16 protein-coding genes, 6 pseudogenes and 1 other annotated feature are annotated in these 22,400 nt (G+C 38.2%); of the genes and pseudogenes, 18 read left to right on the top strand and 4 right to left on the bottom strand.

Features of this window, described 5'->3' with window-relative positions:
• The first annotated feature begins 1 nt into the window (after nt 1).
• The 3 genes and pseudogenes from QZ114_RS05440 to ltrA all read left to right on the top strand — a co-directional run bounded on the left by QZ114_RS05440 (nt 2) and on the right by ltrA (nt 3,477).
• Nucleotides 2-817, top strand: coding sequence for a phosphorylcholine transferase LicD (locus tag QZ114_RS05440; protein ID WP_295500660.1), 816 nt, complete (start codon nt 2-4; stop codon nt 815-817).
• A gap of 449 nt (nt 818-1,266) precedes the next feature.
• Nucleotides 1,267-1,416: pseudogene (locus QZ114_RS05435) on the top strand (IS200/IS605 family transposase); the annotation flags it as partial.
• 783 nt (nt 1,417-2,199) lie between these two features.
• Nucleotides 2,200-3,477 (top strand): annotated as a pseudogene (ltrA, locus tag QZ114_RS05430) (group II intron reverse transcriptase/maturase).
• A 42-nt stretch (nt 3,478-3,519) separates the two neighbouring features.
• On the opposite strand, the pseudogene QZ114_RS05425 reads toward ltrA, so the two are convergent.
• Nucleotides 3,520-4,719 (bottom strand): annotated as a pseudogene (locus QZ114_RS05425) (ISL3 family transposase).
• 184 nt (nt 4,720-4,903) lie between these two features.
• Here QZ114_RS05425 and QZ114_RS05420 point away from each other — a divergent pair.
• The 4 genes from QZ114_RS05420 (at nt 4,904) to QZ114_RS05405 (ending at nt 10,194) form a co-directional block, all read left to right on the top strand.
• Entirely contained in the window at nt 4,904-6,682 is a 1,779-nt protein-coding gene (locus QZ114_RS05420) for a phosphotransferase (RefSeq protein WP_295500657.1), read from the top strand.
• 1 nt (nt 6,683) lies between these two features.
• A complete protein-coding gene (locus tag QZ114_RS05415) occupies nt 6,684-6,869 on the top strand; it encodes a hypothetical protein (RefSeq protein WP_295500655.1) in 186 nt (61 codons plus the stop codon).
• Between the two features lies 1 nt (nt 6,870).
• A complete protein-coding gene (locus QZ114_RS05410; RefSeq protein ID WP_295500652.1) occupies nt 6,871-8,298 on the top strand; it encodes a cytosine permease in 1,428 nt (475 codons plus the stop codon).
• Between the two features lie 468 nt (nt 8,299-8,766).
• Nucleotides 8,767-10,194 (top strand): cytosine permease, encoded by a 1,428-nt coding sequence (locus QZ114_RS05405; RefSeq protein ID WP_295500649.1) that lies wholly within the window; start codon nt 8,767-8,769, stop codon nt 10,192-10,194.
• 124 nt (nt 10,195-10,318) lie between these two features.
• Here QZ114_RS05405 and QZ114_RS05400 read toward each other — a convergent pair.
• Nucleotides 10,319-11,418 (bottom strand): annotated as a pseudogene (locus tag QZ114_RS05400) (ISL3 family transposase).
• A 113-nt stretch (nt 11,419-11,531) separates the two neighbouring features.
• Nucleotides 11,532-13,013, bottom strand: a pseudogene (locus QZ114_RS05395) (oligosaccharide flippase family protein).
• A gap of 129 nt (nt 13,014-13,142) precedes the next feature.
• On the opposite strand from QZ114_RS05395, the gene mecA reads away from it, so the two are divergent.
• From mecA to rplL, 8 genes and pseudogenes are all read left to right on the top strand, one after another.
• Entirely contained in the window at nt 13,143-13,883 is a 741-nt protein-coding gene (gene mecA / locus QZ114_RS05390) for an adaptor protein MecA (RefSeq protein WP_295500679.1), read from the top strand.
• Nucleotides 13,884-13,997: 114 nt separating this feature from the next.
• The gene (locus QZ114_RS05385) at nt 13,998-15,284 is read left to right on the top strand and encodes a homoserine dehydrogenase (protein WP_295500646.1); all 1,287 of its coding nucleotides are present in this window, start codon (nt 13,998-14,000) and stop codon (nt 15,282-15,284) included.
• A 1-nt stretch (nt 15,285) separates the two neighbouring features.
• Nucleotides 15,286-16,155, top strand: coding sequence for a homoserine kinase (thrB, locus tag QZ114_RS05380; protein ID WP_295500643.1), 870 nt, complete (start codon nt 15,286-15,288; stop codon nt 16,153-16,155).
• 103 nt (nt 16,156-16,258) lie between these two features.
• Complete coding sequence (gene msrB, locus QZ114_RS05375) at nt 16,259-17,197, top strand: peptide-methionine (R)-S-oxide reductase MsrB (protein ID WP_295500640.1); 939 nt, start codon at nt 16,259-16,261, stop codon at nt 17,195-17,197.
• Nucleotides 17,198-17,277: 80 nt separating this feature from the next.
• A pseudogene (locus tag QZ114_RS05370) lies at nt 17,278-17,810 on the top strand (ATP-binding cassette domain-containing protein); the annotation flags it as partial.
• A gap of 142 nt (nt 17,811-17,952) precedes the next feature.
• On the top strand, nt 17,953-19,212 hold the full coding sequence (locus QZ114_RS05365; protein ID WP_295500635.1) for a TRZ/ATZ family protein: 1,260 nt from the start codon (nt 17,953-17,955) through the stop codon (nt 19,210-19,212).
• A gap of 74 nt (nt 19,213-19,286) precedes the next feature.
• Nucleotides 19,287-19,422, top strand: a sequence feature (ribosomal protein L10 leader region).
• A 38-nt stretch (nt 19,423-19,460) separates the two neighbouring features.
• On the top strand, nt 19,461-19,961 hold the full coding sequence (gene rplJ / locus QZ114_RS05360) for a 50S ribosomal protein L10 (protein ID WP_295500631.1): 501 nt from the start codon (nt 19,461-19,463) through the stop codon (nt 19,959-19,961).
• A gap of 72 nt (nt 19,962-20,033) precedes the next feature.
• Entirely contained in the window at nt 20,034-20,402 is a 369-nt protein-coding gene (rplL, locus tag QZ114_RS05355) for a 50S ribosomal protein L7/L12 (protein ID WP_001196965.1), read from the top strand.
• Between the two features lie 79 nt (nt 20,403-20,481).
• On the opposite strand, the gene QZ114_RS05350 is transcribed toward rplL, so the two are convergent.
• Nucleotides 20,482-20,718, bottom strand: coding sequence for a hypothetical protein (locus QZ114_RS05350; protein ID WP_295500626.1), 237 nt, complete (start codon nt 20,716-20,718; stop codon nt 20,482-20,484).
• Between QZ114_RS05350 and QZ114_RS05345 the strand changes: the two genes are divergently transcribed.
• From QZ114_RS05345 to QZ114_RS05335, 3 genes are all read left to right on the top strand, one after another.
• The gene (locus QZ114_RS05345; protein WP_295500623.1) at nt 20,679-21,311 is read left to right on the top strand and encodes a transposase; all 633 of its coding nucleotides are present in this window, start codon (nt 20,679-20,681) and stop codon (nt 21,309-21,311) included. The genes QZ114_RS05350 and QZ114_RS05345 overlap by 40 nt on opposite strands.
• Nucleotides 21,312-21,385: 74 nt before the next feature.
• A complete protein-coding gene (locus tag QZ114_RS05340) occupies nt 21,386-21,640 on the top strand; it encodes a hypothetical protein (RefSeq protein ID WP_295500620.1) in 255 nt (84 codons plus the stop codon).
• 11 nt (nt 21,641-21,651) lie between these two features.
• Nucleotides 21,652-22,197: a transposase gene (locus QZ114_RS05335; RefSeq protein WP_295500617.1), complete on the top strand. Its 546-nt coding sequence runs from the start codon at nt 21,652-21,654 to the stop codon at nt 22,195-22,197.
• Nucleotides 22,198-22,400: the final 203 nt, after the last annotated feature.

Here is a 22,400-nt window from a genome sequence, read left to right as displayed (position 1 = left end):
GATGCAATATTTAGAAAAAGAAGAGATTAAAGAAATCCAACTAGCCCTGCTAGATTATATTGATGAGATTTGTAAGAAACATAATATTCCTTATTTTCTCAGTTATGGAACCATGCTTGGAGCTATCCGCCACAAAGGTATGATTCCTTGGGATGATGATATTGATATTTCTCTCTATCGTGAAGATTATGAACGTTTATTGAAGATTATTGAGGAAGAAAATCACCCTCGCTACAAGGTTCTTTCCTATGACACCTCTTCTTGGTACTTCCATAATTTTGCATCGATTTTAGATACTTCTACCGTTATCGAAGACCATGTTAAGTACAAACGTCATGACACCAGTCTCTTTATCGACGTCTTTCCAATTGATCGATTTACAGATTTGAGCATTGTCGACAAGAGTTATAAGTATGTGGCCCTTCGTCAACTAGCTTATATCAAAAAATCACGCGCAGTTCACGGTGACAGCAAATTAAAAGATTTTCTAAGATTATGTAGCTGGTACGCCCTACGATTTGTCAATCCGAGATACTTCTATAAGAAAATAGATAAGTTAGTTAAGAATAGTGTTGTAGAACAGCCGAAATATGAGGGAATGGTTGGAGTTGATAAAGAGGGAATGAAGGGTGTTTTCCAAATAAATACTTTCAAAGACTTAATCTTAACAGAGTTTGAGGGAAGAATGTTACCAATTCCTAAAAATTATGATGTCTTTTTAACCCAGATGTATGGCGATTACATGACTTTTCCTTCAAAAAAAATGCAGGAGTGGTATAGTCATAGTATAAAAGCTTTTCGCAAGGTGGAGAAGTAATTCTGTTTTATGAGAGAACAAATCTTGCGAGTGTCTATTGAGGAGATTAGGACATTGATATTCTTATACAAGCTTGGACACAAAAAGGAGTTCTAGTTTACTAAGACCAATTTTTTATACATCAGCAGAAAATATTGCAAATTGTAGTCTGTAGAGATGGTAAAGGAAAGTGTGATATACATGAAGAACATAATGATAAGAAATTTAATATTATTTAGTTTTCTTGTATGTCCTTTAATTATGGCTGCCAAATTATCCGCATCCACTTTATTAATGTAAAATCTAAGTCAGGGAGTTATACTATTCTTTTAGAAAGCTAAGGGTACTTTGTTTTAATTATGTGACTATTGATCCTTCTCGCTCCGTTAGGTGCGCGTCGAAGGTTATAGCCTAAAAACTTCAAATGCGATACAATAAAGTTGTTTCTGCAAATCGAAAAGTGAAAAGATATGGTACAAAAGTCTCATAGTTTATCGTACACAAAGTGGCGCTGTAAGTATCACATCTTGTATAGACGAAAAGTAGTCTATAATCAATATCGAAGTAGTTTAAGCGAAGTATTTCATCGCTTGTGTAGTTATAAGGATGTTGAAATTATCAGTTAGATTATGTACATATGTCAACTCTTTGTAAACTGTAGTGGGTTTAAGAAAAGCTAAGATCGAGAAAGGACACATTTCGTCCTTTCTTTTTTAAGTACGACGGGCATGTCGTGCATCTGAGGTGTAAGTCCTCCGTGGGCACCCGCTACCGGTGAACCCAATAGCGATTCCCAAGCCTGACTATCGTGAGGTAGCAGATTAAAACGGTCTGGGGATAGACCGTTTTAAGTCTGACGCTAGAAATAAGAATCGTCAGAGGAAGGGATAGCGAAATCGTGGCTCTACGAACAGGAACATGATAGTAAGGCGTATATAGTGGATAAGGGGGCTTAAAACTCTAAAGTCCAAAAAGGTAGTCGTAACCTATATGCGTAAATCACGAGAGTAATTGAATTCGGACTAAGGTTTGTGTGAAAAAGATAAATCTTCCTAGAGTCTAAAGACTCTGCGTCAGATTTCCTATTTTCACTGTAACCTTTTAACGTCCTCGTATCTTGTATAAACGAGGAAAGATGTACGACTTATCCCGTGAGGTCTCATGAGCGCTGAAAGCGTAGTAACAACGAATCACATGAGAAGTCAGCCGAGCCCATAGTAGTGAGGAAGCTTCTGTAATGGAAGTGGAGCGAAGGGGTGACCAACTAATCGAAGTAATCCTACTTCACTTGTGTCTGTAAAACGAGCGGTCTGATAGAACTGGACTCTGTCACGTATTGACTGGGCGAAGGTTCACCCATATAAGATGTCCCTCAGGCATCAAAACAAGAAAGGAATACGCACATGTCAAAATTGCTAGATAAGATATTATCACGCGAAAATATGCTGGAAGCCTACAATCAAGTAAAATCCAATAAGGGCTCAGCTGGGATTGATGGAATTACTATCGAAGAGATGGATGACTATCTCAGACACAACTGACGTCTGACTAAGGAACTGATAAAACAGAGAAAATATAAGCCTCAACCAGTTCTTAGAGTTGAGATTCCCAAACCAAACGGAGGCATCCGTCAACTAGAAATTCCAACAGTTATGGATAGAATGATTCAACAGGCCATTGTCCAAGTCATTAGCCCCATTTGTGAACCCCATTTCTCAGATACGAGTTATGGCTTCAGACCAAATAGGTCATGTGAAAAAGCCATCATGAAGCTCTTAGAGTACTTGAATGACGGCTATGAGTGGATAGTGGATATAGACCTAGAGAAATTTTTCGATACGGTTACTCAAGATAGATTGATGTCCTTAGTACATAATATTATCGAAGACGGAGATACGGAATCCTTGATTCGTAAGTATCTTCATTCAGGTGTTATCATTAACGGTCAGCGTCATAAAACGCTAGTTGGTACACCACAGGGAGGAAATTTATCTCCTCTCTTATCCAATGTCATGCTTAATGAATTGAACAAGGAATTAGAAAAGAGGGGACTTCGATTTGTGCGCTAAGCAGATGATTGTGTAATTACGGTCGGGAGCGAGGCAGCCGCTAAGCGTGTGATATATTCAGTCAGTTGTTTTATTGAGAAACGACTAGGTTTGAAAGTAAACATGACCAAGACTAAGATTACCAGACCAAGCGAGTTGAAATACTTAGGCTTTGGGTTCTGGAAATCATCAGCTGGTTGGAAAAGTCGCCCCCATCAAGATAGTGTTCGGAGATTTAAACTTAAATTGAAGAAACTAACACAGAGGAAATGGAGTATAGACTTAACAAGACGTATTGAGGAACTGAATTTGTCCATTCGAGGCTGGATAAACTATTTCTCATTGGGAAATATGAAAAGTATAGTCACTAGCATAGATGAGCGCTTGCGTACTCGCCTACGAGTGATTATCTGGAAGCAATGGAAGAAGAAATCTAGACGATTATGGGGATTGCTTAAGTTAGGAGTTCCTAAATGGATAGCAGATAAGGTATCTGACTGGGGCGACCATTATCAATTAGTAGATCAGAAGTCGGTACTTAAACGTGCTATATCAAAACCAGTCCTTGAAAAACGTGGACTGGTTTCGTGTTTGGATTATTACCTTGAACGACATGCGTTAAAAGTTAGTTGAACCGCCGTATGCCGAACGGCACGTACGGTGGTGTGAGAGGAGCTAGAGATTATCCCCTACTCGATTGTTGAGAGCGATAAAAATCCGTTTTTTGAAGTTTTCAAAGTTCCGAAATCCAAATGCATTTCGTTTGATAAGCTTGATGAGATTATTGGTCGCTTCTAATTTGGCGTTGGAATAGGGTAATTGAAGGGCATTGACGATTTTCTCTTTGTTCTTTAGAAAGATTTTAAAGACAGTTTGACAAAGAGGATGAACTTTCTTTAGATTGTCCTCGATAAGTCCGAAAAATTTGTCTGGCTTCTTATTCTGAAAGTGAAAAAGCAAGAGCTGATAGACTTGTAGTGGTGTCTCAAGTCTTCTGAATAGCTCAAAAGCTTATCTAGAATCTCTTTGTTGGTTAGTTGCATACGAAAAGTAGGGCGATAAAATCGCTTATCGCTCAGTTTACGACTATCCTGCTGTATAAGCTTCCAGTAACGTTTGATAGCCTTGTATTCATGGGATTTTCGCTCGAATTGGTTCATGATTTGAACACGGACACGACTCATAGCACGGCTGAGATGTTGTACAATATGAAAACAATCTAGAACGATTTTAGTACATGGAAAAAAGCAGTTTAGCCAAGTCATAGTAAGGACTAAACATATTCATAGTAATGATTTTCACCTGACAACGAACGGCTCTATCGTAGCGCAGAAAATGATTACTTATGATAGCCTGTGTTCCACTTTCAAGAACAGTGATGATATTGAGATTGTCAAAATCTTACGCAATGAAACTCATCTTCATCTCCCGATTGAAACAGTCACTTCCCTGACTGTTTCAACGTCCTAAGACATAATCTCAGGGAGGTAAGAAAAATCAGACTTAAAACGGAAGTCATTGAGTTTTCGAATGACAGTTGAAGTTGAAATGGACAGCTGATGTGCAATATCAGTCATAGAAGTCTTTTCAATCAACTTTTGCTCAATTTTTATTGATGAGAGAAGTTTTGGAGAGGATCATTTTCGAGCAATGATAGCACTTGAAACAGCTTTTCTAAGAAGGAGTTCTATTGGGGATACCAATTGTTTCAAGGTAAGGAATTTTAGACAATTTTTGAAAATCATATTTCTTAATTTGGCTAGCGCAATCAGGACGAGATAGAGCATCATTATCCAGTTTAGCGATGATTTCCTTGTGGGTATCCCTGTTAATTTAATTGTTCCATACGATTCTTTCTAATGATGGTTTGGTCATTTTTCATTCTAGATATTACGGAACTTTTTCTACAACAAAATAGGCTTCATAATATCTATAGGGAATTTACCCACTGCAAATATTATAATTCCCTGTTTTCTTAATATAGAATCTAACTTGACAAAAACAAATGTTCATTGTATAATCAAATGGATAAAAATATTGAACGAAAGAGGTTAAGGATATGCTATCAGAAAAACAATTTAAACTTTTACGTTTTTTGTTGATTCACAAAGACGAAAACTTTACGCAGAGACAATTGGCTGAACAGCTAGATTTATCTTTAGGAACAGTCAATGCATTGGTTAGAAAACTTAAAGAAGAGAAGTGGATTGATGAGGAACATCACTTAAATGAACTAGGCAAGAACGTTTTAGAACCCTATCGAGTAGAAAATGCTATTATAATGGCTGCTGGAATGAGTAGTCGTTTTGCTCCTTTGTCTTATGAAATTCCCAAAGGATTGCTTCAAGTCAAGGGGGAACGCTTGATAGAGAGGGAAATCAGACAACTGCAAGAAGCAGGAATAGAAGATATAACCGTTATTGTAGGTTATCTACAAGAAAAAATGTTCTATCTGGCAGAAAAGTTTGGCGTTAAAATCGTTGTGAATAATGATTACTACAAATACAATAACTGTTCTTCTCTCATGCTAGTCAGAGATCAACTTTCCAACACTTATATCTGTTCATCGGATAATTATTTTGTAGAAAATCCGTTTGAACGATACATTTACAGGGGTTATTATTCGACTATATTTGCAGAAGGGGACACAGACGAATACTGCTCTAAGGAAGACTCAAATCACACGATTATCGATATTCAAATCGGTGGGACGAATACTTGGGCTATGGTAGGGCATGTTTATTTTGATCGTGCATTTAGTGAAAAATTCGTAGATATTTTAGAAACTGAATTTAAGCATGAACCATATCGCGAACAGCTCTGGGAAGATTATTATAGTCGTCACGTCAAGGAGCTTCCTTTGGAAGCCCGGCATTATTCAGCAGACATTGTTAAGGAGTTTGATTCACTAGATGAGTTGCGTCAGTTTGATGAACACTATTTGGTGAATACTAATTCAGAAATCATTGATAACATCTGTAAGACATTGGGATGTGTAGCTTCAGATATTGTCAATATAAAACCTTTAAAAGATGGGTTAACCAATACTTCATTTTCATTTGACTGCCTAGGTAAGAAATATGTTTACCGTCATCCAGGTAGAGGAACGGAGAATTATATCGATCGTGCTAGTGAAGCGGCTTCTATGGAAATTGCTGCAAAATTAAAGATTGACCGTACTTTTGTTGCTATGAATAAGGATGAGGGCTGGAAAATTTCAGAATTTATCCCTAATGCCAAGCAACTAGATTATGATAATTGGGATGATGTCTCAAAAGCAATGGAGCTTTTGAGACGTTTGCACCAATCTGGAGAAAAAACAAATCATTCCTTTAATCAATTTGAGGAAATTGATAAATTTAGACAAAAACTAAAAGCCAGCAATCGTTTTGAATTTGATGGACTTGAAGAGTTGGATAAGAATGTCTCAGTCCTCGAAAAGTTTCTACAAGAAGAGCAGACGAAAAAGGTTCTCTGCCACGGAGATTCTTATAGCCCGAATTTCTTGTTGAATGAAGTTGGCGAAATGAGCTTGATTGATTGGGAATATTCTGGTATGGGAGATCCAGCAGGAGATTTAGGAACCTTTATTGGGTGTTCAAATTATACAGTAGAAGAAGCTGAAAAGGTACTTGAAATCTATTTACAAGAAGTTCCAGATAAGAAAACAAAACGTCATTATTTTGCCTATGTATCAGTGACTTCATATTATTGGTTCTTGTGGGCTTTGTTCCAGGAGAGTGTCGGAAAACCAGTCGGTGAGTTTCTCTACATCTGGTATCGCTACACCAAACAATATGGACAACTGGCCCTTGATTTGTATTTGGAGGAAAACTAAGATGAAAACGATATCCGAAATTGAAGAATTAGTAGCAGCTGAAACAAAGAGAAGATTAGAAGAAATGGAGTCACCAAACTACGAGTTTGTTCAACCCTTTCTAAAAAGTGATTTCATTTTAATCATCTCCATGGTCCTAATCAACCTTGTTTTGCTTATCTTAGCAATGACGGGAGGAATTCAATAACATGTCTAAAATGAATGACTATATCCAACAAGAAACCATAACAGGAATTGTTCCTATGACCAATAAGGATCGTCAGTATTCTTTCTGGGATCTCTTTTTATCGACAAGTGGGTTTGCCATTGCTACTTGGTGTTATACCCAAGGGGCTTATGTAGCTCAATATTTGACCTTTAATCAAATGTTGATTAATATTTTTAGTTTTAACATTATCTGGGTCTTTATTGAATGTCTCCCTATTTTGTTTGCGGTTAAGTATGGAATTGATTTGTGGATTTGGTTGAGAGCTGTTCTAGGAAAAAGAGGAGTAGCCCTGTTATCAACTATTATTAGCTTGGCTAACTTTGGATGGTATGCTGTTGCGGCCAATCTTTTTGCCAGTTCCATGATCCATTTGGCAAATAATTTTGGTCTTGGTTTAGACAAGGGAGTATGGGCACCTATTCTTGGTACCCTCTGTGTTCTTCTAGGGACTCTCATAGCTCTTGGAGGCCCAGAAGTGATAAAATGGACCAATCGCTTCTTAGTTATTGCCTTGTTAGTTGTTGGTATGATTATCGTTGGAATCTGCTTTGTCGCCGTTCCTATAACTGATATTATGAATATTCAACCGGCTACCCAAGGAGATTTAACTCCATTAGAACGCTTCATGCTTTCTGGGGAAGGAAATGTAGCCTTTGCCTTCTCTTGGTCTACACAGGCATTGGTTTTACCACGTTTGGCAAAATCAGAACGCAGTGGCTATTGGGCTACAGCCTTATCATACGGAGTTGTGGCTCCATTCTTCGTTGCGACAGGTGGAGTCATGGCTTTAGCCATGTTCGTAAAAACAGGTGTTTATGAAAGTGACCCAACAACGATGCTGTCAACTCTAAGCACCCCAGCCTTTGCTCTCTTAAGTCTACTACTAGTGGCCTTTGCCAATATTGGAACTCAAGGGACAGGATCGTATGTGAATTGTATGATTGTTAAAAGCGGGATGCCAAAAGTAAGCTATAAACTAATGGTTTGGATTGCGATGGTTTACGTGAGTCTACTCACTATCTGGGGAGGAGTAGAAGAGTATTTCGGCTCCTTCATCTCCCTAGCTGCCTATATTCAGGGACCAATTATTGGTATGATTGTTGTCGACTATTTTATCTTAAGAAAACGAAAACTTGACTTGCGTTCAGCTTATTTCCTTGAAGGGCATGACGCCTACGAATTTACTAAAGGATTTAACTTAGTTGGCTTGTCTTGCGTATTTTTATCTTTGATTATTGCAGTATTGTTTGTTTATAACCCTGTAAACGCACAAATTCAAAGTCCAATCTTTTTAGTCACAACGGGCAGTGGTTTTACTGCGATATTCGGTGGCTTATTATACTGGCTAGCTAGTCTTACTCCATTGAAACGATATATGATAAAAGATCGAAACACTGTTACGATTTAAGGATAGAGGATTGATTAGAAACGTCCCCCTTACTAGAGAATTTAGAAAATCTTTATTGGTACGGTAGAATAGGCTGAACAGGTATTTGAAATTTCTGTAGAAGAAATTCCAAACGTGAAAACGAAATACAGCTATCTAGCTCAGGTGTTTGGAACATCATACTATCACTCTTTTGTGAGGATTATTTTAAGTAAATCCATTAGGAAAGTTTCTCTATATTTGGTACCACTATAGTGAGCAGTATGGTCAACTAAAATTAATTTTTAGTCGGAGGACTGACAAAATAAGAATTGGTATTGAACTTGATCAATTAGTTGTAGGTGAAACTAAAAAATGACTAGAAAAATGAAAACCTTAGTCTATGTGTATTTATCTCCCCTTTCTTAAAAGTTTATTTTACATAAGTAATTAATATGATAGTCAATCATATTCTGATTATCCTAGCCATGACAGGAGGTATTCAATAACATGTCTAAAATGAATGACTATATCCAACAAGAAACCATAACAGGAATTGTTCCTATGACCAACAAGGATCGTCAGTATTCTTTCTGGGATCTCTTCTTATCGACAAGTGGTTTTGCCATCGCAACCTGGTGTTATACCCAAGGAGCCTATGTGGCTCAATATTTGACCTTTAATCAAATGTTGATTAATATTTTTAGTTTTAACATTATCTGGGTCTTTATTGAATGTCTCCCAATCTTGTTTGCAGTTAAATATGGAATTGATTTATGGATTTGGTTGAGAGCCGTTCTAGGTAAAAAAGGGGTTGCCGTTTTATCAACCGTGATTAGTCTGGCAAATTTTGGTTGGTACGCCGTTACCGCCAATCTTTTTGCCAGCTCCATGATTCATTTGGCAAATAATTTTGGGCTTGGTTTAGACAAGGGAGTATGGGCACCGATTCTAGGTACCCTTTGTGTTCTCCTTGGAACGCTGATTGCTCTTGGGGGCCCAGAGGTGATTAAAGGTACTAATCGCTTTCTGGTGGTTGCCTTGTTATTTGTTGGGCTAATTATCGTTGGAATCTGTTTTGTTGCGGTTCCGATTAGGGATATTATGAATGTCCAACCTGCCATCCAAGAAAATTTGACACCGATTGAACGTTTTATGATGTCAGGGGAAGGAAATGTGGCCGTAGCCTTTTCTTGGTCTACACAGGCATTGGTTTTACCACGTTTGGCAAAATCAGAACGCAGTGGCTATTGGGCTACAGCCTTGTCATATGGGGTTGTTGCGCCATTCTTTGCTGCGACAGGTGGAGTCATGGCTCTAGCCATGTTTGTCAAAACAGGTGTTTATGAAAGTGATCCAACAACCATGCTATCAACTCTAAGTACCCCAGCCTTTGCCCTTTTAAGTTTACTACTAGTAGCCTTTGCCAATATTGGAACCCAAGGTACAGGATCTTATGTGAACTGTATGATTGTAAAAAGCGGGATGCCCAAAGTAAGCTATAAACTAATGGTTTGGATTGCCATGGTTTACGTGAGCCTACTCACCATCTGGGGAGGAGTGGATGAATACTTCGGTTCCTTCATCTCGCTGGCTGCCTATATTCAAGGCCCCATTATTGGTATGATCGTTGTCGACTACTTTATCTTGAGAAAACGAAAACTCGATTTGCGTTCAGCCTATTTCCTTGAAGGACATGACGCCTATGAGTTTACAAATGGCTTTAATATGGTAGGATTATCTTGTGTAATCATTTCTTTGTTAGTTGCAGTACTATTTGTTTACAACCCTATAACAAAGCACATCCAGAGTCCTATGTTCCTGCTCACAACTGGTAGTGGCTTCACTGCAATTTTTGGAGGTCTATTGTACTGGTTAGCTAGCTTAACTCGTTTAAAACGCTATATGCTCAAGGATAAAGATTCTGTTACGATTTAAGTTTAAGAGAGAACGTTGTGTACTACCCCAAAAAGTTGGAAAAATAATTATTGAAAGGATTTAGTTCTGTATTGCACAGGACTAAGTCCTTTTAGTTTTACAACTGTAGTGGGTAGAAGAAAAGCTAAGATCTAGAAAGGACACATTTCGTCCTTTCATTTTTGATGTTCATAGAGATAAAAATCCGTTTTTTGAAGTTTTCAAAGTTCCGAAAACCAAAGGCATTTCGCTTGATAAGTTTGATGAGATTATTGGTTGCTTCTAATTTGGCGTTAGAATAAGGTAGTTGAAGAGCGTTGACTATTTTCTCTTTGTCCTTAAGAAAGGTTTTAAAGACAGTCTGAAAAATAGGGTGAAGCTGCTTTAGATTGTCCTCGATAAGTCCGAAAAATTTGTCTGACTCCTTGTTCTGAAAGTGAAAGAGTAGGAGTAAGAGCTGATAGACATTGTAGTGGTGTCTCAAGTATTCTGAATGGCTCAAAAGCTTATCTAGAATTTCTTTATTCGTCAAGTGCATACGAAAAGTAGGGTGATAAAATCGTTTATGGCTTAGTTTACGACGATCCTGTTGGATAAGCTTCCAGTAGCGCTTGATGGCCTTGTATTCATGGGATTTTCTATCGAACTGATTCATGATTTGAACACGCAAACGACTCATAGCACGGCTGAGATGTTGGAGTAAAACAGTCCAGTGGACTGTTTTAGCCTGAGTCTAGAAATTCGAAAGCGAAGCAGCTGTTTAGCCAAGTTATAGTAGGGACTAAACATATCCATAGTAATGATTTTCACCTGACAACGAACAGCTCTATCGTAGCGCAGAAAGTGATTTCGGATGATAGCCTGTGTTCTGCATTCAAGGACAGTGATGATATTGAGGTTATCAGAATCTTGCGCAATAAAGCTCATTTTTCCCTTAGTGAAGGCATACTCATCCCAAGACATAATCTCGGGAAGTTGAGAAAAATCATGTTTAAAATGGAAGTCACTGAGCTTTCGAATGACAGTTGAAGTTGAAATGGAAAGCTGGCGTGAAATATCGGTCATAGAAGTCTTTTCAATCAACTTTTGAGCAATCTTTTGGCTTCCGCACTCAGGGCAAGATGGGGCATTGTAATTCAGTTTAGCGATGATTTCCTTATGTGTATCCATATTGATGATATCTACAATTTTGATATTTGAGTCTTTGATATCGAGTAGTTTTGTGATAAAATATAATTGTTCCATATGAATCTTTCTAATGAGTTGTTTTGTCGCTTTTCATTATAGGTCATATGGGACTTTTTTCTACAACAAAATAGGCTCCATAATATCTATAGGGGATTTATCCACTACAAATATTATAGAGACCTTTTTATATTAGTAAGTGCAAGATTGAGTGCATAGTGGAGTGTTCTATCTTTGGTAAGAAATAGCGTTAAGAGATAGTAGATTCCGCAAGCTGTTACAGTCGAGAGAACCATGAATATCATATTGAGATTCACTGTATAGGAATTGATCTGGAAAAGAAATTTAAAGACTAAGTAAATTGGTATAAAACCAAGAGACACAATAGTGTAGCGTGTTAAAGTAGTAAAGATTTCCTTTAAATCAAGCAGATGATGTTTCTTGATAAAGTAAATTTCCAGTAGAACAACTACAGTTTCTGCAATAATAGTAGTAGCAATGTAGTACTCTGGTGAAAAAATATTATTGAAATACAAGAGACTGTTGAGTAGGATATTGGCGCCGCCACCTATAAAGTAAAAGACTGTTAAACGATTTTCGTGGTCGTTGATGAAGATAATTTGTTTACCAAGGATTAACTCAATAGCCCAAATGATAGTACGAAAGGCGAAGACACTAGTCACAATTCCAGCTTCGAGGTATTTTTCAGAAGAGTAGATGACAGCAGCGTAGTTCCCTAAGACCATGATTCCAATACTAGTCGGAATGATTAGGAAGTAGAAGAGAGCAGCTCCCTGGTTCAGAAGATTTTTATAAGATTCGTAGTCTTTCTTACCGAGATAGTAGCCGAGACGTGGAATACTGACGTTAATAGCTCCACTCAGGACACTGGCAATCAACATAACAATGCTGGAAGCAATGGTGTAATAAGAGATGTAGTTTTCATCAGGCCCTTTGGTGATAAACATTCTATCCAGTAAAGTGTAGAGCATATTGGCATTAGCCAGAAGTAACATGGTTAATAGTGGCTTAGATTCTTTGACTAATTCTACAAAACCAATCTTAACAAAGGAAACTTCTCGCTTAATCCAGAGAAAACTGAGTAGATAATTAAGAATAGTAGTTGCACTCATGACTATAGCATATGGCACGATATCATCAGCAGTTTTTACAAAGGTGAAGATTGCAACCAACATGGCAATTCGAATAATCAAGGTCTTGTATAATATGAAAGCATAATTCTCATAAGCCTCGTTCATCCATTCGATATAGAGGAATTGAAAAAGTGCTTGTACTCCAAGTATATAGTATAGTTCTTTGAAATGTTCAATACTCTTATCCATGAAAATAAATAAGAAGTAAATACCTGTTGTAAGGACAGATGTAATCACTTAGATATAGAATAACTTGGAGAAGACATAGTTAATTTTCTCCTTATCATCCTTTACCTTACTGATAGCTCGAATCCCGTAGTTGTATATTCCAAAGGCGACTAAAGGAATGACAAAGCTGGCCCAGGTATTAGCAGTATTGAAATAACCGTAGTTGGATTTGCTGAGAATCCGTGTTAGATAGGGATTGGTTATCAGTGGAAAAACGATATTGAGAACATTGACTAGTAAGCTAGCCAGTGCATTAACTTTTATATTTTTCATTGTACTTTCTTTCTTGTATTGTATTGTAAAATGGTCTCTAGGATTATATTATATTCCAGCGCCATTCTTTTGATAAAATCGTAAAAATCTAGTATAATAGATAGAACTGAAAGTATGAGGTTACTAGCAATGAAAATGAAACAAATCAGTGATACAACTTTAAAAATCACGATGTCGTTGGAAGACTTAATGGATAGAGGAATGGAAATTGCTGACTTTCTTGTTCCTCAGGAAAAAACAGAAGAGTTCTTTTATGCTATCTTGGATGAATTAGAGATGCCAGAGAGCTTTTTAGATACAGGAATGTTGAGTTTCCGTGTTACTCCAAAGCCAGATAAGGTGGATGTCTTTGTGACCAAGTCTAAGATTGATCAAAATTTAGATTTTGAAGATTTGGCTGACCTACCTGATATGGAAGAATTGGCCCAAATGTCGCCAGATGAATTCCTAAAAACTCTTGAAAAGAGTATTGCAGATAAAACAAAAGACGATATTGAAGCGATTAAATCGTTAGAACAAGTCGAAGCCAAGGAAGAGGAAGAAGAGCAGATTGACAAAGAGTCTGATAGCAAGAAAGAACCTTATATCTACTATATTTTACGTTTTACAAAATTAGCAGATTTGGTAGCTTTTGCCAAAACAGTGACTTTTGATACGGAAACTTCTGAACTTTTTAAGATGAACAATGACTATTTCCTAACAATTTTAGTGGATATTGAAAATCACCCAAGCCCATACCCAGCCTGGCTTTTGGCTCGTATGCGTGAATTTGCAGATGATAGTGATATTAGTCGTTCAGTTTTACAAGAATATGGTCAAGTCTTGATTCAACATAATGCAGTACTTGATTTGCAAAAAATTGGTTCATAAGAAAGACGAGTTATCTGACTCGTTTTTTTATCTATAAATAGTGGTTTTATTGAATAGGAATTTTCGTAAAATTCTGTTATAATGGCTATATTAGAAAATTTCGAGGAGACAAAGATGACAGTTAAAATTGCTTTACTAGGATTTGGTACCGTGGCAAGTGGTGTACCTTTCCTCCTAAAGGAAAACGGAGAAAAAATCGTTCAATCAGCTCATTCAGAGATTGAAGTTGCTAAAGTATTGGTTAAGGATGAAGATGAAAAAAATCGCTTGCTTGCAGCAGGGAATGATTATCATTTTGTGACCAATGTAGAGGATATTTTATCAGATCAAGAAATCACAATTGTAGTAGAGTTGATGGGTCGTATCGAACCAGCTAAGACTTTTATTACACGTGCTTTGAAAGCTGGAAAACATGTGGTTACTGCTAACAAGGATCTTTTGGCTGTTCATGGTTCAGAATTGTTAGAAATCGCCAAAGAACACAATGTTGCTCTTTACTATGAAGCAGCAGTAGCAGGTGGAATTCCAATTCTTCGTACCTTAGCAAACTCATTTGCTTCAGATAAAATCACGCGCGTGCTTGGTGTGGTTAATGGGACATCTAACTTCATGATGACTAAGATGGTTGAAGAAGGCTGGTCTTACGAGGATGCTTTGGCCGAAGCGCAACGCCTAGGTTTTGCAGAAAGCGATCCTACAAATGACGTAGATGGCATTGATGCAGCTTATAAGATGGTTATTTTGAGCCAATTTGCCTTTGGGATGAAGGTTGCTTTTGATGATGTAGCCCATAAAGGAATCCGCAATATCACACCAGAAGATGTTGCTGTTGCTCAAGAACTTGGCTATGTTGTTAAGTTGGTTGGTTCAATTGAAGAAACTGCTTCAGGTATTGCGGCAGAAGTAACACCAACCTTCCTACCGAAAACTCATCCACTTGCAAGTGTCAATGGAGTGATGAACGCTGTCTTTGTAGAGTCTATCGGTATTGGTGAGTCTATGTACTATGGACCAGGTGCAGGTCAAAAACCAACTGCAACCAGTGTTGTCGCTGATATTGTTCGTATTGTTCGTCGTTTAAATGATGGCACTATTGGTAAAGACTTCAATGAGTATAGTCGGGACTTAGTTCTTGCAAATCCCGAAGATGTGAAAGCAAACTATTACTTCTCTATCTTGGCACCTGATTCAAAAGGTCAAGTATTAAAGCTTGCAGAAATCTTTAATGCAGAAGATATTTCCTTCAAGCAAATCCTTCAAGATGGTAACGAAGGCGACAAGGCTCGCGTCGTAATCATCACACATAAAATCAATAAGAAACAGCTTGAAAATGTTTCAGATAAATTGAAGAAGGTTACAGACTTTGATCTCTTGAATACCTTCAAAGTGTTAGGAGTATAGGATGAAGATTATTGTACCTGCAACCAGTGCCAATATCGGGCCGGGCTTTGACTCTGTTGGTGTAGCTGTAACCAAGTACCTTCAAATTGAAGTCTGTGAAGAACGGGATGAATGGTTGATTGAACACCAAATTGGTAAATGGATTCCACATGATGAGCGTAATCTTTTGCTTAAGATTGCACTTGAAATTGCACCGGAATTACAGCCAAGACGCTTGAAAATGACTAGTGATATTCCTTTGGCACGTGGCTTGGGTTCGTCAAGTTCTGTCATTGTGGCTGGGATTGAATTAGCTAACCAATTGGGCCAGCTCAACTTATCAGACTATGAAAAATTGCGGTTGGCGACTAAGATTGAGGGACATCCTGATAATGTAGCTCCAGCTATTTATGGTAATCTCGTTGTTGCAAGTTCAGTTGAAGGACAGGTTTCTGCCATTATGGCAGATTTCCCAGAATGTGATTTCCTTGCCTACATTCCCAACTATGAATTACGAACTCGTGATAGTCGTGGTGTCCTACCTAAGAAATTGTCTTATAAGGAAGCTGTTGCAGCAAGTTCTATTGCCAATGTTGCTGTCGCAGCCTTGTTGGCAGGAGATATGGTGACAGCAGGGAAAGCCATCGAAGGAGACCTCTTTCATGAACGTTTCCGTCAAAGTCTTGTTCGTGAATTTGCAACGATTAAGCAAGTAGCAAAAGAAAATGGAGCTTACGCAACCTATCTTTCAGGAGCTGGGCCGACAGTTATGGTCTTGGCTTCTCATGATAAGATGCCAACAATTAAGGCAGAGCTTAAAAAGCAAGCCTTTAAAGGTCAGTTACATGATTTAAAGGTGGATACACAAGGAGTGCGTGTGGAAGCCAAATAAATAAAAGAGATTAGGATGGGGAAACACTCGATCAGAGAGCTTCCTATCCTTTTTTTGAAAATGGATTTAGTAGACTAAAAAATTAAATTAAGGAGAAAATAAGATGGCTGAAATTTATCTAGCAGGTGGTTGTTTTTGGGGATTAGAAGAATATTTTTCACGTATTTCTGGTGTCCTTGAAACCAGTGTCGGTTATGCTAACGGGAAAGTTGAGACAACCAATTATCGATTGTTAAAAGAAACCGATCATGCGGAGACAGTTCAAGTAATTTATGATGAAACTATGGTGTCTCTTCGTGAGATTTTACTCTATTACTTCCGTGTGATTGATCCCCTATCAGTCAATCAACAAGGGAATGACCGTGGTCGTCAATATCGAACAGGGATTTATTACCAAGATGAATCAGATATACCGACTATTAATACAGTGGTTAGAGAACAAGATCTTCTAATGGGACGTAAAATTGCAGTAGAAGTAGAGAAACTTCGTCATTATATCCCAGCTGAAGACTATCATCAAGACTATCTTAAGAAAAATCCATCCGGTTATTGTCATATTGATGTTACAGATGCTGCTAAACCGTTGATTGATGCATCTCATTATGAGAAGCCTAGTCAGATTTTTTTGCGAGAAAATTTGTCAGAAGAATCCTATCGTGTCACTCAAGAAGCTGCTACAGAAGCTCCATTCACTAATGCTTATGACCAGACTTTTGAAGAGGGTATTTATGTAGACATCACAACTGGAGAGCCCTTGTTCTTTGCTAAAGATAAGTTTGCATCAGGTTGTGGTTGGCCAAGTTTTAGCAGGCCCATCTCTAAGGAATTGATTCACTATTATCAAGATTTGAGCCATGGTATGGAGCGAATTGAAGTTCGTTCTCGTGTAGGTAATGCTCATTTAGGGCATGTATTTACTGATGGACCTCGTGAGCAAGGTGGTCTTCGTTATTGTATTAATTCTGCTTCTTTGCGCTTTGTAGCTAAGGACGAGATGGATAAGGAAGGTTACGGCTATCTATTACCTTACTTGGACAAATAAATAGGTGATGGTGGGCTTTCTCATCTTTTTCACTTTTAAAATTGAAGAGACTTATGAAACACTGATTACCTTATTTCAAATATGATATCAGTGGAGATATCTTACTAGATGAACACTCCATTTGTGACTATAGCCTAGCCTCTCTCAGACAGCAGTTTGGCATGATTCTTCAGGAAACTTGGTTCAAGCAAGGTACCATTCATGACAATATTTCCTTTAGAAAACCAGAAGCCAGTCGAGAAGAAGTCATAGCGGCTGCTAAAGATGTTAACTCAGCCTTTTTTATCCAGTAGTTGCCTCAGGGATACGATACATTTCTGAAAAATGCTAGTGAGTCTTTATCGGTCGGACAAGCCAAGCTCTTAACCATTGCGAGGATATTTCTGGCCATTTCTAAGATTTTAATCTTGGACGAGGCAACATCTTCCATTGATACGCGCACGGAAATACTGGTTCAAGATGCTTTCGCTAAACTGATGAAGGGACGAACAGTTTTATGATCGTCCACCGTTTATCTACCATTCAGGATGTAGCCTTGATTCTTGTTCTGGTGGATAGTGATATTGCTGAGTATGGGAATCATCATGATTTCATAGCCAAAAAAGGAAAATAGTATCAAATGTAACAAGCATCAGCATTTTCATCAAACGAATCCACTAATTAGCAATATAAGAAAAGTTGTTTTAGGGTGACTTTTTTGTTACAATAACTAGAAAAATGTGATGTAAAATTATCTATAGAAAAGGGGTGCCTCCGTGAAAGTCTATCAGCATGTAAATATCGTGACCTGTGACCAAGATTTCCATGTGTATCAAGATGGAATCTTAGCCGTTAAGGATTCTCAAATCGTCTATGTCGGTCAAGAGAATCGAGCGATTTTAGAGCAGGCTGACCAAGTGATCGATTATCAAGGTGCATGGATTATGCCTGGCTTGGTTAATTGCCATACTCATTCAGCCATGACAGGATTGAGAGGAATTCGTGATGATAGCAACCTCCATGAATGGCTCAATGACTATATCTGGCCAGCAGAAGCTGAGTTTACTCCCGACATGACTACTAAGGCGGTCAAAGAAGCTCTGACAGAGATGCTTCTGTCAGGAACAACAACCTTCAATGATATGTATAATCCAAATGGTGTGGACATAAAGCAGATTTATGAGATAGTAAAAGCATCCAGAATGCGTTGTTATTTCTCTCCGACCTTATTTTCATCGGAGATAGAAACAAGTGAAGAAACGATAGACAGAACGCGAGCTATTATAGAAGAAATTCTAGGATACAATGATGCTCAGTTTAAAGTGATGGTAGCTCCACATTCTCCTTATAGTTGTAGTAAAGATTTACTCAAAGCTAGCTTGGATATGGCAAAAGAGTTAACTATTCCAATCCATATTCATGTTGCAGAGACCAAGGAGGAGTCAGGTATTATTCTCAAACGCTATGGGAAACGCCCAGTCGCCTTTCTTGATGAACTTGGCTACTTAGACCACCCTTCTGTCTTTGCACACGGAGTTGAGTTAAATAAGGGGGAAATAGAGCGCTTGGCTACTTCTCAGGTGGCTATTGCTCACAATCCCATCAGCAATCTTAAGCTAGCATCAGGAATTGCACCAATTATTCAGCTACAAAGGGCAGGCGTGTCTGTGGGTATTGCGACAGACTCGGTTGCATCCAATAACAATCTAGACTTGTTTGAGGAAGGACGGACAGCAGCCCTTCTTCAAAAAATGAAGAGTGGGGATGCTAGTCAATTCCCTATCGAAACTGCCTTGAAATCGCTGACAATAGAAGGTGCTAAGGTCTTGGGAATGGCAGATCAGATTGGTAGTCTAGAGGTGGGAAAACAAGCGGACTTTCTTGTCATTCAACCTCAAGGAAAAGTTCATCTCCAACCACAAGAAAAGATGCTTTCCCACCTGGTTTATGCTGTCAAATCCAGTGATGTAGATGATGTTTATATTGCTGGAGAACAGGTTGTTAAGCACGGTCAAGTCTTGACAGTAGAACTTTAAAAGAAAAATCACGAAAAAAGTTAAAAAAGTTTGCAAAAATCTTGCATTCTTTTTTTAACTATGCTATACTTATATACGGTTTGAAAAAACTGCCTAAGACAGTAGGGGAGCAGGACTCATAAATATCCTACCGAGGACAAAACGTATCATGTAAAAAGAAGCGTATTGTACTTTCGTGTCTAGGTTTGGGCGCGTTTTTCTTTTGGAAAAATTCCCCAAGCAAAATAATTACGGAGGTGAACACACTAATGAGTGAAGCAATTATTGCTAAAAAAGCGGAACTAGTTGACGTAGTAGCTGAAAAAATGAAAGCTGCTGCAGCTATCGTCGTTGTAGACGCTCGTGGTTTGACAGTTGAGCAAGATACAGTTCTTCGTCGTGAGCTTCGTGGAAGCGAAGTTGAGTATAAAGTGATTAAAAACTCAATCTTACGTCGTGCAGCTGAAAAAGCTGGTCTTGAAGATCTTGCATCTGTATTTGTTGGACCATCTGCAATTGCATTTTCTAATGAAGATGTTATCGCACCAGCGAAAATCTTGAACGACTTTTCTAAAAACGCTGAAGCACTTGAAATCAAAGGTGGTGCAATCGAAGGCGCTGTCGCATCTAAAGAAGAGATTCTTGCTCTTGCAACTCTTCCAAACCGCGAAGGACTTCTTTCTATGCTCCTTTCTGTACTTCAAGCGCCAGTGCGCAACGTTGCTCTTGCAGTCAAAGCGGTTGCAGACAACAAAGAAGACGCAGCTTAATTTTAAGCTACGCAGCGTAGCCTAGCTACAAAAAATATTATAAATTTAAAAACATATTTGGAGGAAATAACAATGGCATTGAACATTGAAAACATTATTGCTGAAATTAAAGAAGCTTCAATCCTTGAATTGAACGACCTTGTAAAAGCTATCGAAGAAGAATTTGGTGTAACTGCAGCTGCTCCTGTAGCTGTTGCTGCAGCTGGTGCTGCTGACGCTGGTGCTGCTAAAGATTCATTCGACGTTGAATTGACATCTGCAGGCGACAAAAAAGTTGGCGTTATCAAAGTTGTACGTGAAATCACTGGTCTTGGACTTAAAGAAGCTAAAGAACTTGTTGACGGTGCACCAGCACTTGTTAAAGAAGGCGTTGCAACTGCAGAAGCTGAAGAAATCAAAGCTAAATTGGAAGAAGCTGGAGCTTCAGTTACTCTTAAATAAGAGGCATATACCAATTAGAATTCGGAATACTATAGTATCAGCCTTTTAGAATCGTGAACACATTTTAGAAACTGATAAATTAATTTAGTTTCCTACCAAAAACCCTACCAAAAATTAATTTGGCAGGGTTTTTCTTTTTAACAAATTTATCGTGAGTCTGGGACAATAGTCCTTTATCTCCAAAAAAAGCAACGGATTTGCCGTTGCTTTTTTGCATGGTTGCGATAGTCTTGGTAAAATAGAATTGCACAATAAACCATTTAGAAAGGCTATCCCATGCATATTCACTATAACACAAATCAAACAACTTTACCACTAGAAATCAGTTCCTTATTGCCACAAGATTATCTCGTCTTTACTATTGAAAAAGTGGTGAATACCTTGGAAGATAGTCACTTCCATGCCTTCTATCATGCCTTTGGTCGCCCGTCTTATCACCCTAAAATGCTTGTATCTACTCTTCTATTTGCCTATTCCCAAGGGATTTTCTCTGGTCGAAAAATTGAAAAAATGATGATTGAAAATCTCGCTATGCAATACCTAACAGGGCAGTTGCTTGTCAGCTACCGCACCATCAATCGTTTTCGTGTAGCTGAAGGGATGGAAGAACTCATTCGTAATCTTTTCATCGTTCTCAATCTTCGTTTAAAAATGGAAGAGTTAGTGGTTTTAGATTGTCTGTTTATTGACGGGACTAAGATTGAAGCTAATGCCAATAAGTATAGTTTCGTGGGGAAGAAAGCGACAGAGAAATTCTCCGCCAAACTTCAAGAACAGATACAAATCTATTTTCAAGAAGAAATCACACCCCTTATCCATCAAGCTATCGAACTGGATACACAAGAGCCTATCTCCTCAGAGCAGTTGCTTGCATTCGCTCAAGTTCTTGAAGAAGAACTGGAAAACTGAACCAAGATATTGAGGAGACACCCGTTAAAGGAAAGGATGAACGTAAAATCCAGCGTCGTAAACTCAAGAAAGTCTTGCGTAAAGTCAAATACGCTTTTTCAGTACGTGCTGAAAAATATGAGAGCTATCAGGAGACATTTGAAGGTCGCAACAGCTTTTCCAAAACAGATACAGATGCCACTTTTATGCGGATGAAAGAAGAGCATATGAAAAATAGCCAACTCAAGGCTGCTTATAATCTTCAAATCGCTACTGAAAACCAGATTGTTCTTCACTATAGATGTCTTCTCAAATTCGACAGACACCAAGACTCTTCTCCCCTTACTTGAAACCTATCCTCATGACAGTTGTCGCAGATGCTGGATATAGAAGTGAAGAGAATCTCCTTCGTTTAGATAAAAAGCAGGTAAACCATCTGATTAAATATACCATGTTTGACAAGGAACAGAAGAGAGGGTATAAACAGTCAGCTAGAAACTTAGCGAATTGGCACTATGATGACAAGGAGGATAGCTACACACATCCTGATGGCTGGTGCTATCGTTTTCACTATATCAAACATCAGAAAACACAGACGGACTTTCAACAGGAAATCAAGGTTTACTACGCTGATGAACCTGAATCAGCTCCTCAAAAGGGACTGTATATGAACGAACGCTATCAAAACTTGAAAACTAAAGAATGTCAGACGCTTTTATCTCCCGAAGGAAGACAGATTTTCGCTCAACGCAAGATTGATGTGGAACCTGTCTTTAGGCAGATAAAGGCTTGTTTGGGTTACAAGAGATGTAATCTGAGAGGCAAGCGTCAAGTGAGAATTGACATGGGATTGGTACTTATGGCCAATAATCTCTTAAAATACAATAAGAGAACGACTCAAAATTAAAAAGTTAGAGTTCCACACTTGGAAAGCTCTAGCTTTTTTGTGGTCGAGAACTATTTTGTCCCAGGCTCTTATTTTTTATAGAGTGACATATTTAATGCCATAGGCTGATAAGTTACTTGATGATCGTCTTTAATCAATTGACTGTAAGCAACAAATCCGAACTGTTCATAAAATTGAATGACTTTAGGATGATTGATACTATC

Source organism: uncultured Streptococcus sp. (genome assembly GCF_901875575.1).
Lineage (GTDB): Bacteria > Bacillota > Bacilli > Lactobacillales > Streptococcaceae > Streptococcus.
This window is presented reverse-complemented; position numbering and strand designations above follow the sequence as displayed.